The following is a 17,384-nucleotide window of genomic DNA, read 5'->3' as shown; positions in this document are numbered from 1 at the left end:
GACCTTCGCACCCATTCGAACGACCCCATGCCATGCCTGACTCCGATCGTATTCACCACAACGAACTTCGAATTTTTTCGCTTCGAGCGAAAGCCTTTGGATCCAACTGGCGTCGACCATGAAAGTTTCTCTGATTATCCCTACCCGCAATCGCGCCCAGCAGCTCATGCGCTGCCTCGATTCGGTCAAGGCCGCATACGATCCATCGGTCGAACTGGAGCTGGTGGTGGCAGACAACGGATCGACCGACGATACCAAGGCCGTCGTCGACCGCTTTGCGGGCGAAGCCGGATTCGAGGTGCGCTACGTCTATGCCGAAAAGCCAGGCGGCAGCCACGCTCGTAACCGAGGCGTTGAGGCAAGTTCGGCGGAGATGCTGATTTTTACCGACGACGACTGCCTACTGCGGGGCGACTACTTCTCCGAGTTTGCGCGCACGGTCGATCTGGATCAGTTTCAGTACGGCATGGGCCAGCTGCTGCGACACAACAAGGCTGACGATATTCGCGTCGCGCACAAAGCGATATCAAACCTGCGATTGATTCCGGCCCACACTCGTGTGCTGGCGACAGGCTTGATTCACAGCGCCAACATGTTCTGCCACCGCCGCGTGTTGGACCGCTGCGGCCTGTTTGACGAGAACATGGGCGCGGGAACCCCTTTCCCCTGCGAAGACATCGAGCTGGCGAGTCGTGCATCACGGGCGGGTTTTGTTGGCGCACTGCTGCCCAGCATCGTCGTGTTTCATGACCACGGTCGCCGGACCGGCAGTCTGGAGGCTCGCAAGACCATCGAATCTTACGACTTGGGGCGCGGCGCTTATTACGCCAAGCTGCTGACCGAAGATATGCACGAGATCTGGGCGCACTGGGCGGTATCGTTTTCGCGCAGCAACGACTTGGGCGCCCTTTCTCGGGAGTTGCTGGCAGCGAGCCAATATCTGGCGCTTGCCGCCGAGCAGCGAGCACCTCAGAAGCCTGCCAAGCCCGGCGTCGGCAAGAAGCGAACGGGCCGCCCCCACCCCGGCTGACCGCCATATATCGGAGACGATAGCGCCGCCCGCTTCACACGAGGTACCTCAGCCCTGCTATACGAGGGATATGCGCGATCGACGCGAACACTCGTCGTGACGGCGCCAACCCGAGGCGTTGCGGTTCGAGCGCTTGCCGCCAACATGACCGTAAGGTCATGCTTTGCAGTATTCCCGCCTCGATCTTGTGGAGATCCACCGGAATGATGACCAGCAGCCGGACGAGTGTGCAATGAAACTGTCGCTAATCATTTGCACACGCAACCGCGCCTCGAGCCTCACCCCTTGCCTGCAGTCGATCGCCAAGGCACATCGACGGCTCAACGTTGATCTGGTCGATGTTGAACTGATCGCCGTCGACAATGCCTCGTCCGATGCCACACAGGCCGTCATCGAAGCATTCGCGCAGCGCCAGTCGTTTCCCGTTCGATATGTGCAGGCGCCGGTGCCAGGCTTGAGCCGTGCCCGCAACATTGGCGTCAAGGCCAGCAGCGGAGAGTGGCTCGCGTTCACCGACGACGACTGCATTGTCCGCCCCCATTACTTTTTGCGGCTGCAAGCGCGGCTCGATGTTCGCCGATTCCAGTATGGAATGGCGTCCATCGTGCGCTACAACGAGCTAGATGATCCGCGCATTGCCCAGTGCCAGATTGAGAAGGAAAGCCTGATCGCGAAAGGGACGCGGATACTGCCCGCCGGCACGATTCAAGGCGCCAACATGTTCATGCACCGGTCGGTCTTCGATCAATGCGGGCTGTTCGACGAGGCCTTGGGAGCCGGCACGCCATTCCCCTGTGAGGACATCGACTTGGCCTGCCGGGCGTCGCGCAGTGGGTTTACCGGCGCGCTGCTGCCCGACCCCATCGTCTACCACGACCATGGACGCCGCACCGGAAGCGCCGAAGCGCAGCAAACGCTGGAATCCTACGACGCCGGCCGTGGCGCTTACTACGCCAAATTGCTTATCAACGGCACGCCCGAAATCTGGGACCTGTGGCGCCGCTCGTTTGAGTACTTCAAGGACAAGAAGCAGTTCTCACGCGAGCTGATCGCCGCCGGTGAGTATCTTGCCCAGGCCAGCCTTTCACCGGGCCCCAATCGGGCGAACTAGTCCCGGACTTGAGGCCGCACCGCACATGCCGCACCCGCCGGAAACGCTTTACTCAAGCAATGCGCTCGATGTCGTCGCCTACAAGCAAGAGGCTTCCGCCGATGCGAAACCTCTGATTGTCATCAGCTTCCAGCCGCGCGGATCGCTAGCCGCCAAGGAGCCATGGGGTGCGACGTTTCTGCTCGAGGCCGGTTACGCCGTGGTGGGAATACAGCCCAAGCAGAACCACTGGTATCAGCCGCTGTTGCGAGCCGAGGTCCGATCCGCGATCCGCAGTGCAATCGACGCCTACTTTCCCGAAGATTACTCGAGGCTCACGTATGGCTCATCGATGGGAGCCTATGCGGCGTTGCGGTTTGCCGCCGATCTGGGCGCGACCAAAGCGTTTGCGCTAAGTCCACCAGCCCGGACCAAGGTGTGGGCACGGTGGCAGAACGACGTCGAAACCGAAATCGATCCCGTCAGCGCCGACTCGGTACTACCGGATTCGCATGTGCTGATCGCATATGACCCGATGCTAACCCGGCCTCGGCTCGGCCCACCCGACGCGATCGACGCACGCAACTTTCGATCAGCACTGATCAGTCGCAGCACCGTCGACATGCTGGAATGCCCCAACTTTGGTCACCCGGTGACCAAGGGGCTGTCCGACCGTCGCCAGCTGAAAAGCATCTTCCTGGCGTTTGCCGACGAGTCCCGCGTTCTGCGGCCCGACCTGAACGAGGAGACCGATCTAGGTCACAAGGAACTCAGGACCCGCGTCCGGAATCTACTGCTTGCCAATCAAGCGCCCAAAGCCGTCGACTTGGTGCTTAAAAACCAGGCGCTGACACTGCGCCACAAGAAAGTCGGAAGAATCGCGCTCTTGGCGCTACGAAAAGTCGGTCACTCAGGGCCGCTGATGCAGGAGTTGACCCAAAAGTTCGGCGCCAGCACGGGCACGATTGAGATTTCGACCGCGACACCAGCGCCGGCGAAGCCCAGGCCAAAGAAACTACAGGCCGGCGAGGCAAAAACACGCGACAAGTCGCCCGGCAGCGAAGCAAGCAAGCCACCACGCCTGCAAGCCAAGGACAAAGCGCAATTGCGATTGGCCCGGCAGGCTGAGCGCAAGGCAGCACGTCGAGCAGCCCGAAAGGATGACAAGCGCGGCCGCAAGCCGGCGTAATTCGATAGCACTTGCCAACAGAGGCTATCGGTTCACCCCCCGTTGCTGCCCTCGATAAGGTCAGCCTGCTTTGAGCGCTGCACCAGCCTTATTCGGCTTCAACGGCGTCGGCTTGGCGCCTCCCGCCTTACGCGCCGCCACTTTGTCAGTGCGCTTAGGCTTGGCGGCCGATAGCTTCATCGCGAACGAAAGTGCGGCGATCCATTGCTTGGGTGCCAGCAGAGAGCTCGGCATAGCCTGGCGCGGCACGTAAACCTTTTCGGGAAACAGCGCCGCGTCAGATGGAAAGAAGGCCGCGGCGACACGCTGGTTCGAGGCGGCAAACTGCTGGTCACATAGCGCCAGTTGCGCCTCGGTCAGCAAGCTGCTGCTGTCGCGAGCGCGTGTATCCAGAAAGTGCGTGACGAGCGGGTCGAACTGCTTGCGCAGTTCATCGTCGGGTACAGCACCATGAAGCTGCCAAAGTTGCCGTAGTACCTCAGCTTGGACGATCGAGATCGAGCGGTTGATGTCCGGCACCGCAGTCCAACGCGGATCTTTTCTGAGATCACCGGACTGCCCGACCGCCTGCAGAAAATCAGCCACGACATCTTGGTCGGGCAACAGCGCCCGGTCATAGCGGCGCACGACAATGTCGGCAAAGCCAGCGCGCTTCCAGCGATCGATCAAGACCTCATAGTCGAACCGCGAACGTCCGCCAGCGCCAACGGCGAACCGCTCAAACCAAGCGTCGAACGGCATCCGGGTTGCACAGCGCTTGATCTGCTGCAGGTAGGCCGACTGGATCGCATCTGGCTGCCGTCGCAAGTAAACAACGACGGTTGCCGGCTGGCGGCCCAAATGTCGACGCAAGGCTTTGACGCCATCGGCAGAAGCGGACTCGAAGGCTTCGGACGAAATGACCTTGACCGCCGCTTTTGACTTGGCGATTTGCGCAATCGCCGAGTCAGCCGGCAGCGGCGCCTGCATTGATGCCCCACGCAGGCCTTGGGCCAACCGGTGAACACCGCCGCCGTTGCCGTCAGCAATAAATTCACAGCCCTGCGCCAGAAGCAGCGCGCGGTTACGGATAAATGCCTGCTGGATGGCAGAGCTGCCGGTCTTGTGGCAGCCAATATGGACGTACAGCAATGAGTCTCTCCGTCAGGACGATTTCGAAAACTGGCGCGCCGACGAGTAGACGCGCCGCCAATGAGCGTCGATGGCGTCGCGCCCGCCGCCGGCGGCCAGGATCGATTGAATGGCCAGCGCAATCAGCTTGCGCGGCCCAGGTTTATCTATGCTGCCGACGCGCTGAAGCGCTACATCCGATTGCAACGGGGCGGCTACGCGCCAAGCCGCGATGACATCCGTGATGGCGCACGCCGGCGTCTCGCTCGAAGCAGTGGCAGCACCACCCATGACGCGCGGCCACGCCAGACCGATGCACAGGCACGCACCGATCACGGCGTTCGCTTGTAGCGCGAGGCGGTCCGCGATGCCAGAACAGCGGACCGCTGACATCCAAGCCGCAGCGGCCGCCGGAATCCGGCGTTGATCATCCAGCGGTGCCAGCCTTTGCAGTGCGTCTCGGGCCAGTGGGGTGGTTTGGTCGAGCGCGGCGATCGTCGATTCGATGACCAGTTGCGCTAGCGCAGCGTGTGGCACCAAGCGAATGTTCCAATCGAATGACTCGGCGGGCAGGCGCGTCCAGTCAGGCTCAGAAAACAAGGCCTCGTCGCCAAGCCCTAGCCACTGCCGCGCAATGGCCTGATGCGGCGCTGCTGCTGCGGCCTGATAACGGCGAACCTCGGGTGCCGACAATAAGGATGCGCGACCGTGGTCGATGGCCAGCGACTTCGACGCGCGCAACAACAGACCGCCGACATGCTTATTGACTTGCTTGTCGGCCCTGCGCAATTCGCGTGGCGGCTTGTCTCCCGGGGCCACGATCTCGGATGCGCAGCGAAGAATTCGCAGCTGATCGATACCGGGCATTTCGTTCTGGACGGAAATCGAACGATGCGCCATCAGAGCCGGGTTATCTGCGGCACCAATGGCGTCAATGAAATCGGCGATCAGATCGCCACCGACCAGTCGGGCACGATCAAGAACCCGAAGCTTGATGCTCGGCTTTCCAAACACTTTGGACCACGTGCCCAGCATCGACGGCAAGCTGCTGCGCCCCGCCAAACCGGGCAGCGCATCATCGGCGACGTCGTCCCAGTCACGTCCCCAACGGGTACGGTTCAATCGCTTTAAGTGCTCACCTAACATCGACGCCGAACGATCCCAAGGAGCGCGTGCATAAATGACGACGGTAACGTCACGATCACCGAACCAGCCACGGATGGCCTTGACCGTCCCCTCGTCAAGCGCGTCGAGATGCTCGGTGCTGATGATGCCGTTGACGGCGCGATCGGTCTCGCGCAAATAGGCAACCAAGCTGGGAGGAACCAAACCCTTGCGGGCTGCCACAATGGCTTGCCGGCCCAGAACGTGGTGATTCTCCTCGGTACCGGGATAGCAATAGCCAGCCGAGAGCAGCAGCGCACGATGGGCGGCGAGCCAAGCTTGCAGCGTTGATGTGCCCGTCTTGTGCGGGCCGATATGCAGATAAATCATCGGGAGCAGTCAATGAGGGTCCGCACCGGAATCAGAGCGGTCGGCCCCACTGATCGTTGGCGAGTCAAAAGTGCACACCAACATCGCCGGGCTCGGGAGTGCGGTCAGTACCGAACACCGGCTGTCCCTTGCGCTGGACTCGCGACGGGGCCAAGTCGTTGGCGATGCGAGACCCGTTGGCGCCCAGCATGACGCGACCTTGGCATAAGCTGGCATCAGTGAATGCACCGAGCCCGTCCTGCAACTGCCGGTCGTTGAAAGCGATCATGCAGACCGGCGCTGGATTCGTCGCGTACTGGTAAAAGCCGTTGGAGTACGCATGAACCGCCTCGGGACCACGCTTGTGCAGGATCAGCAGCAGCGACCCCGAAAACAGCGCGCATTGATGAGCGCCACCGCCCTGCACCGAAATGAAGTGGTGGCAGGCTGCATACAACTCGTTCTTGTACTGATTGATGGCAACGCCACCACCGTACTCGCGATGGTGCTGTTCGAAGTCGATCACTTCCGGATGGCGTTGCATCACCGATGTTTCATCAAAGTCGATCAACGAGTTATGGTCTGGGCTGTAGCCGTCTACGCTACCGCTGCGACCATGTCGGAGATAAACGATCTGGTAGTACCCTTTCAGCCGCGAGAACATCTGCTCCAATTGATCAATGGAGAAGAAGTTGACTGGCGTATCGGAGTTCCATTCGCGGTTGAACTTGTTGTGAACCACGAGCAAAGGTTTATCGAACGAAAAACGCGTCGACTGAAATTGCTTGCGATAATTCGGAAAGGCCTCATAGGCGTTCCGGGTTGCGATCAGTTCGTTCGGATTGGGAATGAATCCCCATATCGAAGGATCAGTGCGCTTTTGGTAGCCAACGAATCGACGCGGCTCGTCTTTTTCGATCAACTGATCATCGCTCAGAAAAAAATAAAGCGGGCGCATACCGCGATAGGTCGACACTTTGCGGTCACCTAGTTGGCCGGCGCGATATAGCCAATAGACGAAGGGCAGAAACGTAACCAGCTCCGCCCCAAATTCGCCGACGTAGTCAATCACGTCCGGCAAATCGCGCGCACCGAAATAGGCAGCCGTTTTGTTGTCGTGACTCATGCGCGCATCCCCAACCCGCGATTTATTGAACAAGGTGAACTGGCAACTCCGCCATGCCGTACTTCGCTGGCCGCTTGGGCTTGAACCGGTGCGGCGACAGACGCTTCATTCGGTTGATGTGCTTTGATCCGGGAATGAACCGTCCGCTGAACACGAAGCCACTACCGATAGCCTGCACACCTGCCATTAACTCAGCGCGGTTGGTTGCTACCAGCAACAACGGCGCTGGATTGGCGGTTCGCGTGAAGAATCCCTTGGAATACGAATGATGAATCTCAGGGCCGTCCTTGTGATAGATCAGCAGTCCCGACCCAGAATACATTGCGCATTGGTAGGCGCCGCCGCCCTGTACCGATATGAACCGATAGCTTTTGGCATAAAGCGCCGCCTTGAAGGCGTTGACCGAGAAGCGATCTTTGAAGCGTTCGTGGAGCGCGTTGAACGATAATACTTCGGGATGACGCGTCAGCAGATCGGCATCGCCGAAATCCATCAACTGATTGTGGTCCAGGCTGTATCCCTGCGAAACGCCGCCCATGCCGTGGCGGATGTACACCACCTGATATCCGCCCTTCAGTAGATTGAACATCTCCTCGAGGTCCTCGAGCGAGAAAAAGTTGCGTGGCGGTTCGTTGTTCCACTCAAGATTGTATTTGTTGTGAATGACAACCAGCGGCTTATCAAACGTCAGCTCCCCGGTTGAAAAAGCAGACCGATAATCAGGGAAGTATTCCATCGGGCTGCGCACCGACGTGTGTTCGTTGGCATTGGGCAGCACCAGCCACTGATCCGGCGATTTGCGCTGAGCAAACGGGACCCAATGCCGAGTGTCGTCCCGCTCGATAACCTGGTCGTCGCCTAGAAAGTAATAGAGAGGGCGCATGCCCTTGTAGGTCGACACCTTGCGTCCTTTGAACAGGCCGATGCAATGGCACCAGTAAACGAACGGGATGAAGGTGACCAGTTCCGCGCCGAATTCGCCTTCGTACTTGAGAGTCTCGGGCATTGCCGCGAGGCGGGCGAGTTGGGTTTGGTCGATCTGAAGGTGCATGGGTTCTATCGTTATTATTGGAGGCGGCCGATGTTGTCTGACCGGTCTATGAATCGTACTGCGAAACTCAATCCACCCAGAGGTGGCCGAGGCCTCGAGTGGCAAGATGCGCCCGGGCGACCTCGGGATTGACCAACTTGAGAGCCGTTTGACGCTTGTTTTGCTTGCCGATCCGCGGCGCCATATTGTCAGTCGGCTGAACCTGCAAGTAATGACACAGCGGTTCGTACCGATTCGCCTCTACGTCGGAATATCCAATCTCGAAAAACGGTTGCTGCGTCTGCTGCAGAAAAGCGCGGGTTTCGCTGCCTTGACGCTCGAGCCGCTCGACGAACAGATCAAACTGTGCCGGCACAAATCGGATCCGCGACACGCTTTTGACGGCGACATTGGTCGTGTCCCACATCTCCGAGCCCGCGGCGATTTTGTGAGATATGAACTGATCCAACACATTCTCGCGTTGGAGGATGACCTTGGCCCAGGAACGATCGTTGAGCAGGTACTCCCGCGCTTTGCGGTTGTGCGTGAAGAAAATCTTGAAGCCGTAAACGCGAGCCGACGGCTTGTGTTTCGACGCATTTAGAATTAGGTCGTCGAGAAACGCCTTAGGGTCACGATTGCGTTGCTGGATGGTCTTCTGCGTCAGACCGGCTGTGCAGTAAATCTGCTCCGGGTGAAACAGCTCGTAATCACAGTGGATCTCGCTGCTGGCGGCCAGAGATGAAACCAGGGCATTGGATCCGGTTCGCGCCGCCGTAAAGATGACGAACCGACGCTCAATCGCCATAGGTACCCCAGACGACCTGATCCGGAGCAGCACGGCGCTCGTCGATACGGTCCATCAACGCCGACGACAAATCAGGGTGCACTTTTCGGATAAACAGCTGCGACACCCAGTCCACTTTGTCGAGCGAGTCGACATCCAGATACTTTTTCCTGGCGATGCTGGCCGGTGACCAGTCAACGTAGTGGAACGCCTTCATACCCTTCTTGATTGGAAATGAGGAGTTGGCGATTAAGGTATGGACCATGGATTCGTCGGCGTGCAGCGAAAACCTGAAGTAGTCGACAAATGCAGGGTGCTGATCGCAATAATCGAGCACATAGCGAACGGCATCCGCGGTCAGACCCCACCATGTCGCACCACCGTGAAACGGCATACCCAAGTCGGGCTTGGGCGGGAGCTTTTCGAGGAACTCGCCGATGTATTGCTGTAGTTCCAGCAGCACGTTTCGGTCGGTGCGCTCACGCGCCATGTTCACCCACCGCTTGTTGAGGTACGGGTGGTCGGAGATGTTGTAGCGACTGGCACGCTCAGCGCGCGGCGTACCCGGCTTGAAAAACTTGGCCTTGATCAGCTGATCGTCGGTGTCGCAGGTCGCTAGCAACTGCGTATTGGACGCCAGGGGATAGCACGAGCCGCTGATCAGGTACATACGCTTCGAATCAGGCCAACAGGCCAGCGCCGTGCGCATTAATCGCATGATGGCTTCGGTCTGACTGAACCCACCCCAGTTGACCGATACCCGGTCATCGACGAACTGAACGTTCGGCATCCCGGCAAGCTCGATCATGAATGGAGCGAGGCTCGCCTTCTGGTCGATATGAATGCAGAACGCCACATCGTCGCAATTGAGCGCAGAAACCAGACGTCGCAATTGTTTCGGCTGATCGTGCGCGAGCAGGAGATAGATAAGTTTCATTTGGATGCGCTATCAAGGCGCCTCTGTTGGGGCGCGCGCTTGGTCGAGCCGCTCGAGCAGCTCAGCCGAACCTGCAGGATCGACCTTTCTTACGAACAACGCCGTCGGCGGGATGCGATCGAGATCGCTGATGTCGAGCGTTCGGCAGTGTCGCTTGGGGTGCTCCTCCCAGACATAGTAGTGGCCACAGCCGATACTCGCCTCGGCCCAATGCGAATTGCCGAGAATGGTATGGACCAGATGCTCGTCAGCGTGGGCGGAGTAACGGAACTCCGTTAGCAGTTCGGGGTGCTCTCGGCAGTGTCGCATCACGTACTCCAGTGCCGGGCGAGTCAATGACCACCACGTAGGCCCGTAGTAAAGCGGCACCGGGAACGGTGGCCGTGGCGGCAGTGATGACACGAAGTCCTTGATATAACGAATGTAACTGCGCTCGCGCGGACTCCGGTCGGTGCTGCCGCGCCGGTTGGTCAACGGATGGTCCGACAGGTGATAGTGCCGAACCCGCTCGTAGCGGGGCAGTTCGGGCGGCGTCAGCTTCAGGTCGATCATCAGGGCAGGAGATGACGCCAGCGCCTGCAGCCGCGCGTTGCTGGCGACCGGATAGCAGGCGCCACTTAGCAACGTAAAGCGATGAGCGTCGGTACATTGCTCAAGCCCTGCTGCGCAAAGATTGAGCATGGCCTGCGTCTGGCTATATCCGCCCCAGTTGACCGCGACACTCGCCGACGGCGGCAGCACGTGCACACCCGAAAGCCCACGCAATGCCACTACAAACGAAGCCCTGTCGGCCTTGGCATCGACATGAACGATGAAGCTAACACCCGGGCCCTGCAGCGCCGAAACCAGCCGACGGACCTGTGCAGGCTGGTCGTGAACCAGCAATAGATAACCAGTACTCATATCGCGGCGGTCGGGCGAGGTGCAGCAACCTGGTCGGCAACCGAGATCAACTCTAGGCCGCCAGCTTGTCCAAGCTGCTGAAGATCGGCCTCGTACAATCGGCGAAACGCGGCTTTGTCGTCATCCGACCAGGGACTGAAGCCCAACCGCGTTGCCGATTTGGGCAACAGCGCATCTAGCTCGGCAAACACCGACGCCGCTGCCGCAGGTCCGAGCGTTTGACTCAACAGTTCGGCGACTCGCATGGCGTCAGCCGACGATGAGGCACGAACGGCCTCTTCGATGTATACAAGCCGGGCGGCCCCCTCGCCGATCAGATGGCGTATTACCGACCGGTCGTCAGCGACGAACTGTTCAAACGCCCAAACCCTGACACGGGCGCCGGGAAACACGGTTCGGACATCGGCCAGAACTTGAGGCCAACGTCGACGCGACAGATCGACTCGGGCCGCCGTTGCATCCCATGACAAAAACTCTTTGGCATGTCGGTTTGCTTCGACATAAGCAGAGGCCAAAAAGTGGTCATAGGCCCGGACGGCAAACCAGATCTCGCGCGGCTCCTGGCCCAGCAACTCACGTAGGCGCCGTAGCCGAGTCAGCACGCGCGGATACAACTTCCCGGAGCGCATGATCTCGGCGCAGTCGCCAATAAGGTTTTCGTCGGAAAGCAGAACTCTGCGGCCGTCGGATGCGAGGCCGACGCCATAGCCGCGCAGCGCCTCGACCATCTGCGACCGCTCCGGCTGCGAATCGGCGCGATCCAGACGCGTGGTGACGTCAGCTCGAAGGCGGAACATGGGCACGTAGCCAAAACCGAGATCTGATTCGAGCAGCTGCCGATTTTTGAAAAACAGCCGCTGGAGGTAGGTCGTGGCGGTCTTATGCGCCCCGAGGTGAAGCACCACGGAATGGTCAGCCATCACCGAACCTCGGCCCCGGATACCAGACTCGGGGTCACGGGTTGACGAGTGGCCCAAGTGAAATCTCTGCAACTCAAAAATGCCTCCCATCGGTGGCGCGGTTTGCTTTGACGACACGCTGCTGTGCCAGTGGCGAGGCGCACGCACCGCGGTTCGCTGGACACCACAGACCTCCGAACATCTCGCCCGGCATCGTCAAGTGCTTGACCAAATTGTAACTTTATTGATTTGTTTGAGCAGAGCCAACTGGACGCTCGACCGGTATCGGCTGGGCGGCGCATGAAATGAACGCCGTTGACGCAACGAAAGCGGCGCAGGCAATATATTGCCCGTTATCGGCCCCAGCGGCATCGACTTTGCTGCACATCCCACATCACGTAGAGCTAACGCCCATGCATATCCGGCAGCGGAACAAGGTCATCCAACTGATTCGCACTGTGTACGACAACGAGTCGAAGAAGGGACGCGCCGTGCTCGTCGGGCACATGGCAGTCAAGAATCCGGAATTGTCGGCCGACCTCAAGAGTCAGTTGACGGACGACGAGAAGAAGCAGGTCGTCGCATGGCTGGCATCGCGGAACGCCCAAACCAACCTCGCGCGGGAGTACGCCGCGCGCACTCTGACCGAACAGCTTGCACAGGCTCGCGCATGGTTTAAAACGCAAGGTACCAGCGCCGACGCAAAAGCCTTAGCGCAGGACGTTGCGAGCTCGGCGAACAAGTTGATTCGCCAGTTGCGTTCTCAGAACCTTCTGACCATTAAGGAAAAAACGGACAGCAAGCCGGCTGAACAGGCCGGCGTACCGGCAAAAGCGCCCGCGGCGACGGAGTCCGCCAGCGCAGCCGCCGCCAGCGCCGAAGGTACATCTACCTTCCGAGCGCCGAAGAAATCAAAGTCGAAAAAGTCTCGCTGACCACCCGGCAGCACACCTCGGCAGCCGGCGCTTGTGATGCTGCTTGCGGCGGCGGCAATGCCAATGGTGCGCTCGTAATCAGCCTCGGTGTATAGACTTTTATGCGCGTAATTGGACACCTGGATCGTGTCAGCCCCCGCGAAATCCGCGGCTGGGCGATGGACGCCGAGGGCGACGGCGCGCCGCTCAGTCTCGACGTCAAGATCAACGGTGTGCCCTACAAGACGATTCTGGCGGATCGTCTACGGGCCGACGTTAAAGCGAAGGGACTCCATCCGACAGGGCTGTGTGGCTTCTTTTTAGCCATCCCCGAGGGCGAGCAACTCCAGGCTTCTGATCTTGTGTCGGTTCGGCCCGTTGGGGCAGAGCGCGATCTTTCGGGTAGCCCGGCCTTGTGCAAAGGCGCGGAGCATCAGACACCGGCTCCACCGCCGCAGTCGCCCACTCCTTCGCCTCCCGCTGCAACGGCAGCGGCCACCGAGACAGGCCAGCCCAAGATCAGCTCCGCTGTACTGACTTTGCCGGAGTTGCCGCCGCTGCCGCCTCCACCGCAACGCAACAGCTTGCGGATTTTCGCGGACTCATTCACGGCGTTGTTCCTGCGGCAAATGAAGCTGCGTTATGGCAGCCAGCGCTTCGGGTACTTTCTGGCGATCGCCGAGCCCCTGTTTTATATGGCCTTGCTGCGTGGCTCACGCATGCTGGCCGGCCGAGGGGGCGGCAAGTTCGGAGGAGAGGAAGGCGGCGTAGATGGGTTTTATTATCACTCCATCGGCGTGATCTCGTTCTTTATCTTCATCCGCGTATTCAATAGCTGCATGGGATCGATTTCGGCAGCAAAGGGCATCTTTAGCTATCGTCAGGTTCGTCCTATCGATGCAGTTTTGGTTGCCGCAGTCATTGAGTTGATGATGATGCTGGCACTCAAGTTTGTCATCGTATTCGTATTACTGTGGATTGGACGTCCTGTCGAGGCGGATAATCTGCTCGGATTCTTCGCCGCCATCGGTCTACTCTTTTCTCTGGCGCTCGGACTTGGTTTGTGGGCTGACGTCTACATCACCAAGAACCAAGAAATCCGCCGATTTGTCGACATGATGAACAGGCCATTGCTTTTTCTGTCGGGTGCCTTTTTTACAATGGAACAGATTCCGGATCTGATCGCGCCCTACATCATCTGGAATCCGATTCTGCACGGTGTCGATCTTGCTCGCGGAGAAATGCTGTCCGCATATGATTCACCGGGGAGTTGGGTTTACATCGGATTGTGGACACTGTTTTCGCTGTGGATCGGCTTTGTCGCCTACCGCAAACACCTTTCTCATTTGACCAACTAATGATCAAAGTCGAGGGCGTATACAAGTCGTACAAACTGCCGAACGGCAAGCGGCATCACGTCTACCGTGATCTATGGCTGACGCTGCCGGGCAAGACCAACATCGGAATCGTGGGTCGAAATGGTGCCGGCAAGAGCACGCTGGTCCGCTTGCTTTCAAAAATGGATCAGCCTGACCAGGGTCGCATCACCTGCGAAGGCTTGATATCGCCGCCGATCGGCTTGCAATCCGGCTTTTTACCGCAGTTGTCGGGGCGCGACTCAGCTCGGTTTATCTGCCGCATCCGCGGCGATGACTACAAGACGCAGGCAGCGCGAGTCGAGTACATCCGCGCACTGGCTGATATCGGCCCCTTCTTCGACCAGCCCACGCAATCCTATTCAACCGGCATGCGTGCGCGCTTGGCCTTTGCGATCAGCATGGCCTACGACTACGAGTATTACCTGATCGACGAGCTCACCGGTGTCGGTGATGAGTCTTTCAGACTCCGATCTGATGCTATTTTTCAAAGCAAACGCGGTCGGTCTAGCATTATCCTGATCAGCCACAGTCTTGAAACGCTTCGCCAGTGGTGTGATGTCGGGCTGTATGTTCACAACGGTACTGTGAAGTACTTCAATGACATCAATCAGGCAATTACTGAATACAAGAAGGAAACCGCGTGAAGGGCCTTATTGAAGCACCAATGCGACTGCTGAAAAGCATCGTTGATTATATTCGCGGACACCGGGCATATTCGACACTCGTCCTGTTGCCCTGCTTTTTGTTCGCGATTTATTACGGGTTCATCAGCACCGATCGGTACGTGAGTGAGGCTTCGGTACTGGTTCAGAATGGATCGGCCTCGACGGCTCCGTCGATCGCACTCAATGTGCTAGGACTCGGTGGTGGCAATGCCCTGCAGGACGCCCTGCTGATCCAACGCTTTATCGAGTCGCCGGCGATGTTGGATTACCTCGAAAGTGAGGTTCAATTACGCGCGCATTATTCAAGCGATGCATCCGACTGGTTTTCCAGGATGTCGCCGACGGCATCGAAGGAAGACTTCCTTGCCTTCTATCTCGACCGCGTTACGACGGAAATCAATGAAGAGTCGATGACCATCGAGTTGGCGGTGCAAGGGAGTTCTCGTGAGTACGCCCAGAAAGTCGCGTCCGCAATCGTCAAACGCTCGGAACAGTTTGTAAACGAAGTGAGCCAAGCCTTGGCCCGCGAGCAAATCGACTTCGCTCAGCGCGAATTGGAATCGGTCTACGAGCGGCTTAAGAAGGCATCCGCGGATGTCATTGACATTCAAGACAAACGGAACATGTTCAGTGCGGAGGTCGAGAACGAAACGCTGACCCGCATTATCGGTTCGCTTCAAGGCGACCTGGCGCGCGAGCGAACCACGCTGAAGGCACTGACCACCTACCTGAGCGAGTCAGCGGCCGAGGTTGTTGCCACCAAGACCAAAATCGCAGCCCTGGAACGGCAGATTGCCCAGGAGCGCGACAAGCAGGTCGGTGGACTCGAGGACAAGAAGATCAATCAACAGATGCTGGACTTTCAGGAAGTCAAACTGAATCAGCAGATCGCCGCCGATATCTACCAGACGGGTGTGCGTACACTGGAAACAGCACGCATTGATGCGACCCGCAAGGTCAAGTTCCTGGTGCTGATCTCTCCGCCGACGATGCCGGACAAGTCGACGGAGCCGGAATCGCTGTACAACGTGGCGACGATTTTCATTGTGTTGAATCTGCTCTATGCGATCGGCGGCCTGATCATTGCCACGATTCGCGACCATCAGGAATAAGAAGCATGCGTACCCGCCATTTGGTTTTCATCGCGAGCCTTGCGGCCATGTTGGGCAACCCGGCATGGGCTCAGACTGCCCCTGCACGCCTTGCGCCTGCCTCAAGTAGCAGTGCAGCGCCAGCGCCGGCCGGTGTCGCTCCTCGGGCCGGCACCGTCAATCTGCCAACGCCGTCTGACTTCGATGACTTCGCAACGACGACGGGGGTGACGACCGCCTCTCAGATCGTCGAGACCACGCTCAGTACGAATCCGGTCTTTGGCCAGGTCTTGTTCCAAGGCAATTTTGCGCGGGAGTCGTTCAAAGGCTTCAATCCCAACTACATCATCAGCGTCGGCGATACGATTGCGCTGCGGATGTGGGGTGCCGTCGAAAACCAACTGGAATTGACGGTCGACGCCCAAGGCAATGTATTTGTGCCCAAAGTAGGCCCGGTTCAAGTTGCCAACGTCCCCAACGAACGGCTCAACGAGACGGTGGAAAACCGCATTCGCTCGGTATTCAAGGCGGACGTCGGCGTTTACGCGACGCTGGCAGCCGCCGTACCGGTCAAGGTATTCGTGTCGGGCTTCGTGCAACGCCCTGGCCTCTACCCAGGCTTTGCATCGGATTCGATCCTGACTTTTCTCGATCGCGCCGGCGGCATCAATCCAAAGACGGGCAGTTACCTGGACGTCCGCCTGCTGCGCGGCGGTCAGGTCGTCAGCCAAGTCGATCTGTATCGGTTCATGACCGAAGGCTTCCTGCCGGCCCCCCAGCTCAAGGATGGCGACAGCGTGTTCGTCGGGCCGTCTGGGCCGAGCGTGAAGATATCGGGCCTCGTCACCAACACGGCTCAGTTCGAGTTCAAACCCGGGACCGTGATCCGCGACTTGCTATCGATTGCCGGCATCAGCGGGCGCGCCACTCACGTACGCCTTGCTCGCAACGTCGGCCCCAAGCGCGACGCGTTCTACGTCCCGGTCAACGATCCATTTCTCGATACCGAGGCCAAGACCGGCGACGAGATCGAAGTGACGGCCGACCGGCTGGTAAAGCAAATTGCCGTCGCGGTAGAAGGTGAACATGAGAGCGCTGGTTTTTACGTTTTGCCCTACGAGGCCACGCTGGCCGACCTGCTGAAGCAGATCCAGTATTCCGCCCAGTCCAACAGCGCCGGCCTACAACTGTTTAGAAAGACGGTTGCCGAGCGTCAGAAGCAGGTTCTCGATGAGACACTGCAGAAGCTGGAGCAATCCGTGCTCAACGCCAGATCCTGGACGCCGGAGGAAGCAGAACTCCGGTCCAAGGAGGCGGCGCTCGTGCTGCAGTTCGTCGAGCGCGCGAAGTTGATCCAGCCCAAGGGCCAAGTTGTGTTGTATGCGGGCGTCGACCCCAGCACGATTGCGCTCGAAGACGGCGACGTGCTGCGCATTCCACGCGTCAGCAACGTGGTGCAGGTCCACGGCGAGGTGTATTTGCCCAACTCGTTCATCTGGCGCAAGCGGCAGGATGCGGGTGATTACGTTGAGCAAGCCGGCGGTGTGCTCCAGAGGTCGTCGAGCGATAGAATCCTCGTGATCAGTCCATCAGGTGAGATCACGCAGGGCTCCGGCACTCTGGTCAATCCGGGAGACGAAGTACTGGTGCTGCCGACCGTTGACAGCAAGAAGTTCCAGTTCTCGAAGGACATCATCCAAGTCATCTACCAAATCGCGATTGCGGCCGGTGTCGTAGCTAGGCTGTAATATCGACCGCCAA

Annotated in this window: 16 protein-coding genes; 8 read left to right on the top strand and 8 right to left on the bottom strand. The window is 58.9% G+C overall.

Annotation, left to right across the window (positions count from 1 at the left end):
- The first annotated feature begins 118 nt into the window (after nucleotides 1–118).
- The 3 genes from BUB09_RS07940 (at nucleotide 119) to BUB09_RS07930 (ending at nucleotide 3,309) form a co-directional block, all read left to right on the top strand.
- Nucleotides 119–1,030: a glycosyltransferase family 2 protein gene (locus BUB09_RS07940; RefSeq protein WP_072896395.1), complete on the top strand. Its 912-nt coding sequence runs from the start codon at nucleotides 119–121 to the stop codon at nucleotides 1,028–1,030.
- Nucleotides 1,031–1,262: 232 nt separating this feature from the next.
- Nucleotides 1,263–2,141: a glycosyltransferase family 2 protein gene (locus BUB09_RS07935; RefSeq protein WP_072896393.1), complete on the top strand. Its 879-nt coding sequence runs from the start codon at nucleotides 1,263–1,265 to the stop codon at nucleotides 2,139–2,141.
- Nucleotides 2,142–2,166: 25 nt separating this feature from the next.
- Entirely contained in the window at nucleotides 2,167–3,309 is a 1,143-nt protein-coding gene (locus BUB09_RS07930) for an alpha/beta fold hydrolase (RefSeq protein WP_072896391.1), read from the top strand.
- A 60-nt stretch (nucleotides 3,310–3,369) separates the two neighbouring features.
- Here BUB09_RS07930 and BUB09_RS07925 read toward each other — a convergent pair whose 3' ends face one another.
- The 8 genes from BUB09_RS07925 to BUB09_RS07890 all read right to left on the bottom strand — a co-directional run bounded on the left by BUB09_RS07925 (nucleotide 3,370) and on the right by BUB09_RS07890 (nucleotide 11,595).
- Nucleotides 3,370–4,440, bottom strand: coding sequence for a hypothetical protein (locus BUB09_RS07925; protein ID WP_072896389.1), 1,071 nt, complete (start codon nucleotides 4,438–4,440; stop codon nucleotides 3,370–3,372).
- A 12-nt stretch (nucleotides 4,441–4,452) separates the two neighbouring features.
- Nucleotides 4,453–5,913, bottom strand: a complete 1,461-nt coding sequence (locus tag BUB09_RS07920) for a hypothetical protein (RefSeq protein WP_072896387.1) — start codon at nucleotides 5,911–5,913, stop codon at nucleotides 4,453–4,455.
- A 64-nt stretch (nucleotides 5,914–5,977) separates the two neighbouring features.
- On the bottom strand, nucleotides 5,978–7,018 hold the full coding sequence (locus BUB09_RS07915) for a hypothetical protein (RefSeq protein WP_072896385.1): 1,041 nt from the start codon (nucleotides 7,016–7,018) through the stop codon (nucleotides 5,978–5,980).
- 22 nt (nucleotides 7,019–7,040) lie between these two features.
- Nucleotides 7,041–8,069, bottom strand: a complete 1,029-nt coding sequence (locus BUB09_RS07910; RefSeq protein ID WP_139250180.1) for a hypothetical protein — start codon at nucleotides 8,067–8,069, stop codon at nucleotides 7,041–7,043.
- A 67-nt stretch (nucleotides 8,070–8,136) separates the two neighbouring features.
- Nucleotides 8,137–8,856 (bottom strand): hypothetical protein, encoded by a 720-nt coding sequence (locus BUB09_RS07905; protein ID WP_072896382.1) that lies wholly within the window; start codon nucleotides 8,854–8,856, stop codon nucleotides 8,137–8,139.
- Complete coding sequence (locus BUB09_RS07900; RefSeq protein ID WP_072896380.1) at nucleotides 8,846–9,772, bottom strand: beta-1,6-N-acetylglucosaminyltransferase; 927 nt, start codon at nucleotides 9,770–9,772, stop codon at nucleotides 8,846–8,848. The genes BUB09_RS07905 and BUB09_RS07900 overlap by 11 nt, the downstream gene beginning before the upstream one ends.
- Before the next feature lie 12 nt (nucleotides 9,773–9,784).
- Entirely contained in the window at nucleotides 9,785–10,657 is an 873-nt protein-coding gene (locus BUB09_RS07895) for a beta-1,6-N-acetylglucosaminyltransferase (RefSeq protein ID WP_175550132.1), read from the bottom strand.
- Nucleotides 10,658–10,671: 14 nt separating this feature from the next.
- Entirely contained in the window at nucleotides 10,672–11,595 is a 924-nt protein-coding gene (locus tag BUB09_RS07890; protein ID WP_072896377.1) for a hypothetical protein, read from the bottom strand.
- A gap of 392 nt (nucleotides 11,596–11,987) precedes the next feature.
- Between BUB09_RS07890 and BUB09_RS07885 the strand changes: the two genes are divergently transcribed.
- The 5 genes from BUB09_RS07885 (at nucleotide 11,988) to BUB09_RS07865 (ending at nucleotide 17,371) form a co-directional block, all read left to right on the top strand.
- Nucleotides 11,988–12,509, top strand: a complete 522-nt coding sequence (locus tag BUB09_RS07885; protein WP_072896375.1) for a hypothetical protein — start codon at nucleotides 11,988–11,990, stop codon at nucleotides 12,507–12,509.
- A 158-nt stretch (nucleotides 12,510–12,667) separates the two neighbouring features.
- Nucleotides 12,668–13,846: an ABC transporter permease gene (locus BUB09_RS07880; RefSeq protein ID WP_072896374.1), complete on the top strand. Its 1,179-nt coding sequence runs from the start codon at nucleotides 12,668–12,670 to the stop codon at nucleotides 13,844–13,846.
- Entirely contained in the window at nucleotides 13,846–14,511 is a 666-nt protein-coding gene (locus tag BUB09_RS07875) for an ABC transporter ATP-binding protein (RefSeq protein ID WP_072896372.1), read from the top strand. The genes BUB09_RS07880 and BUB09_RS07875 overlap by 1 nt, the downstream gene beginning before the upstream one ends.
- Nucleotides 14,508–15,644, top strand: coding sequence for a KpsE/RkpR family capsule polysaccharide export protein (locus BUB09_RS07870; RefSeq protein WP_139250179.1), 1,137 nt, complete (start codon nucleotides 14,508–14,510; stop codon nucleotides 15,642–15,644). The genes BUB09_RS07875 and BUB09_RS07870 overlap by 4 nt, the downstream gene beginning before the upstream one ends.
- A 5-nt stretch (nucleotides 15,645–15,649) precedes the next feature.
- The gene (locus BUB09_RS07865; RefSeq protein WP_072896369.1) at nucleotides 15,650–17,371 is read left to right on the top strand and encodes a polysaccharide biosynthesis/export family protein; all 1,722 of its coding nucleotides are present in this window, start codon (nucleotides 15,650–15,652) and stop codon (nucleotides 17,369–17,371) included.
- The last annotated feature ends 13 nt before the right edge of the window (nucleotides 17,372–17,384 follow it).

The sequence above is a fragment of the Hydrocarboniphaga daqingensis genome, assembly GCF_900129825.1.
In the GTDB taxonomy this organism is placed as follows: domain Bacteria; phylum Pseudomonadota; class Gammaproteobacteria; order Nevskiales; family Nevskiaceae; genus Hydrocarboniphaga; species Hydrocarboniphaga daqingensis.
The sequence above is the reverse complement of the archived record's forward strand: the minus strand, read 5'-3'. Positions and strand labels throughout refer to the sequence as shown.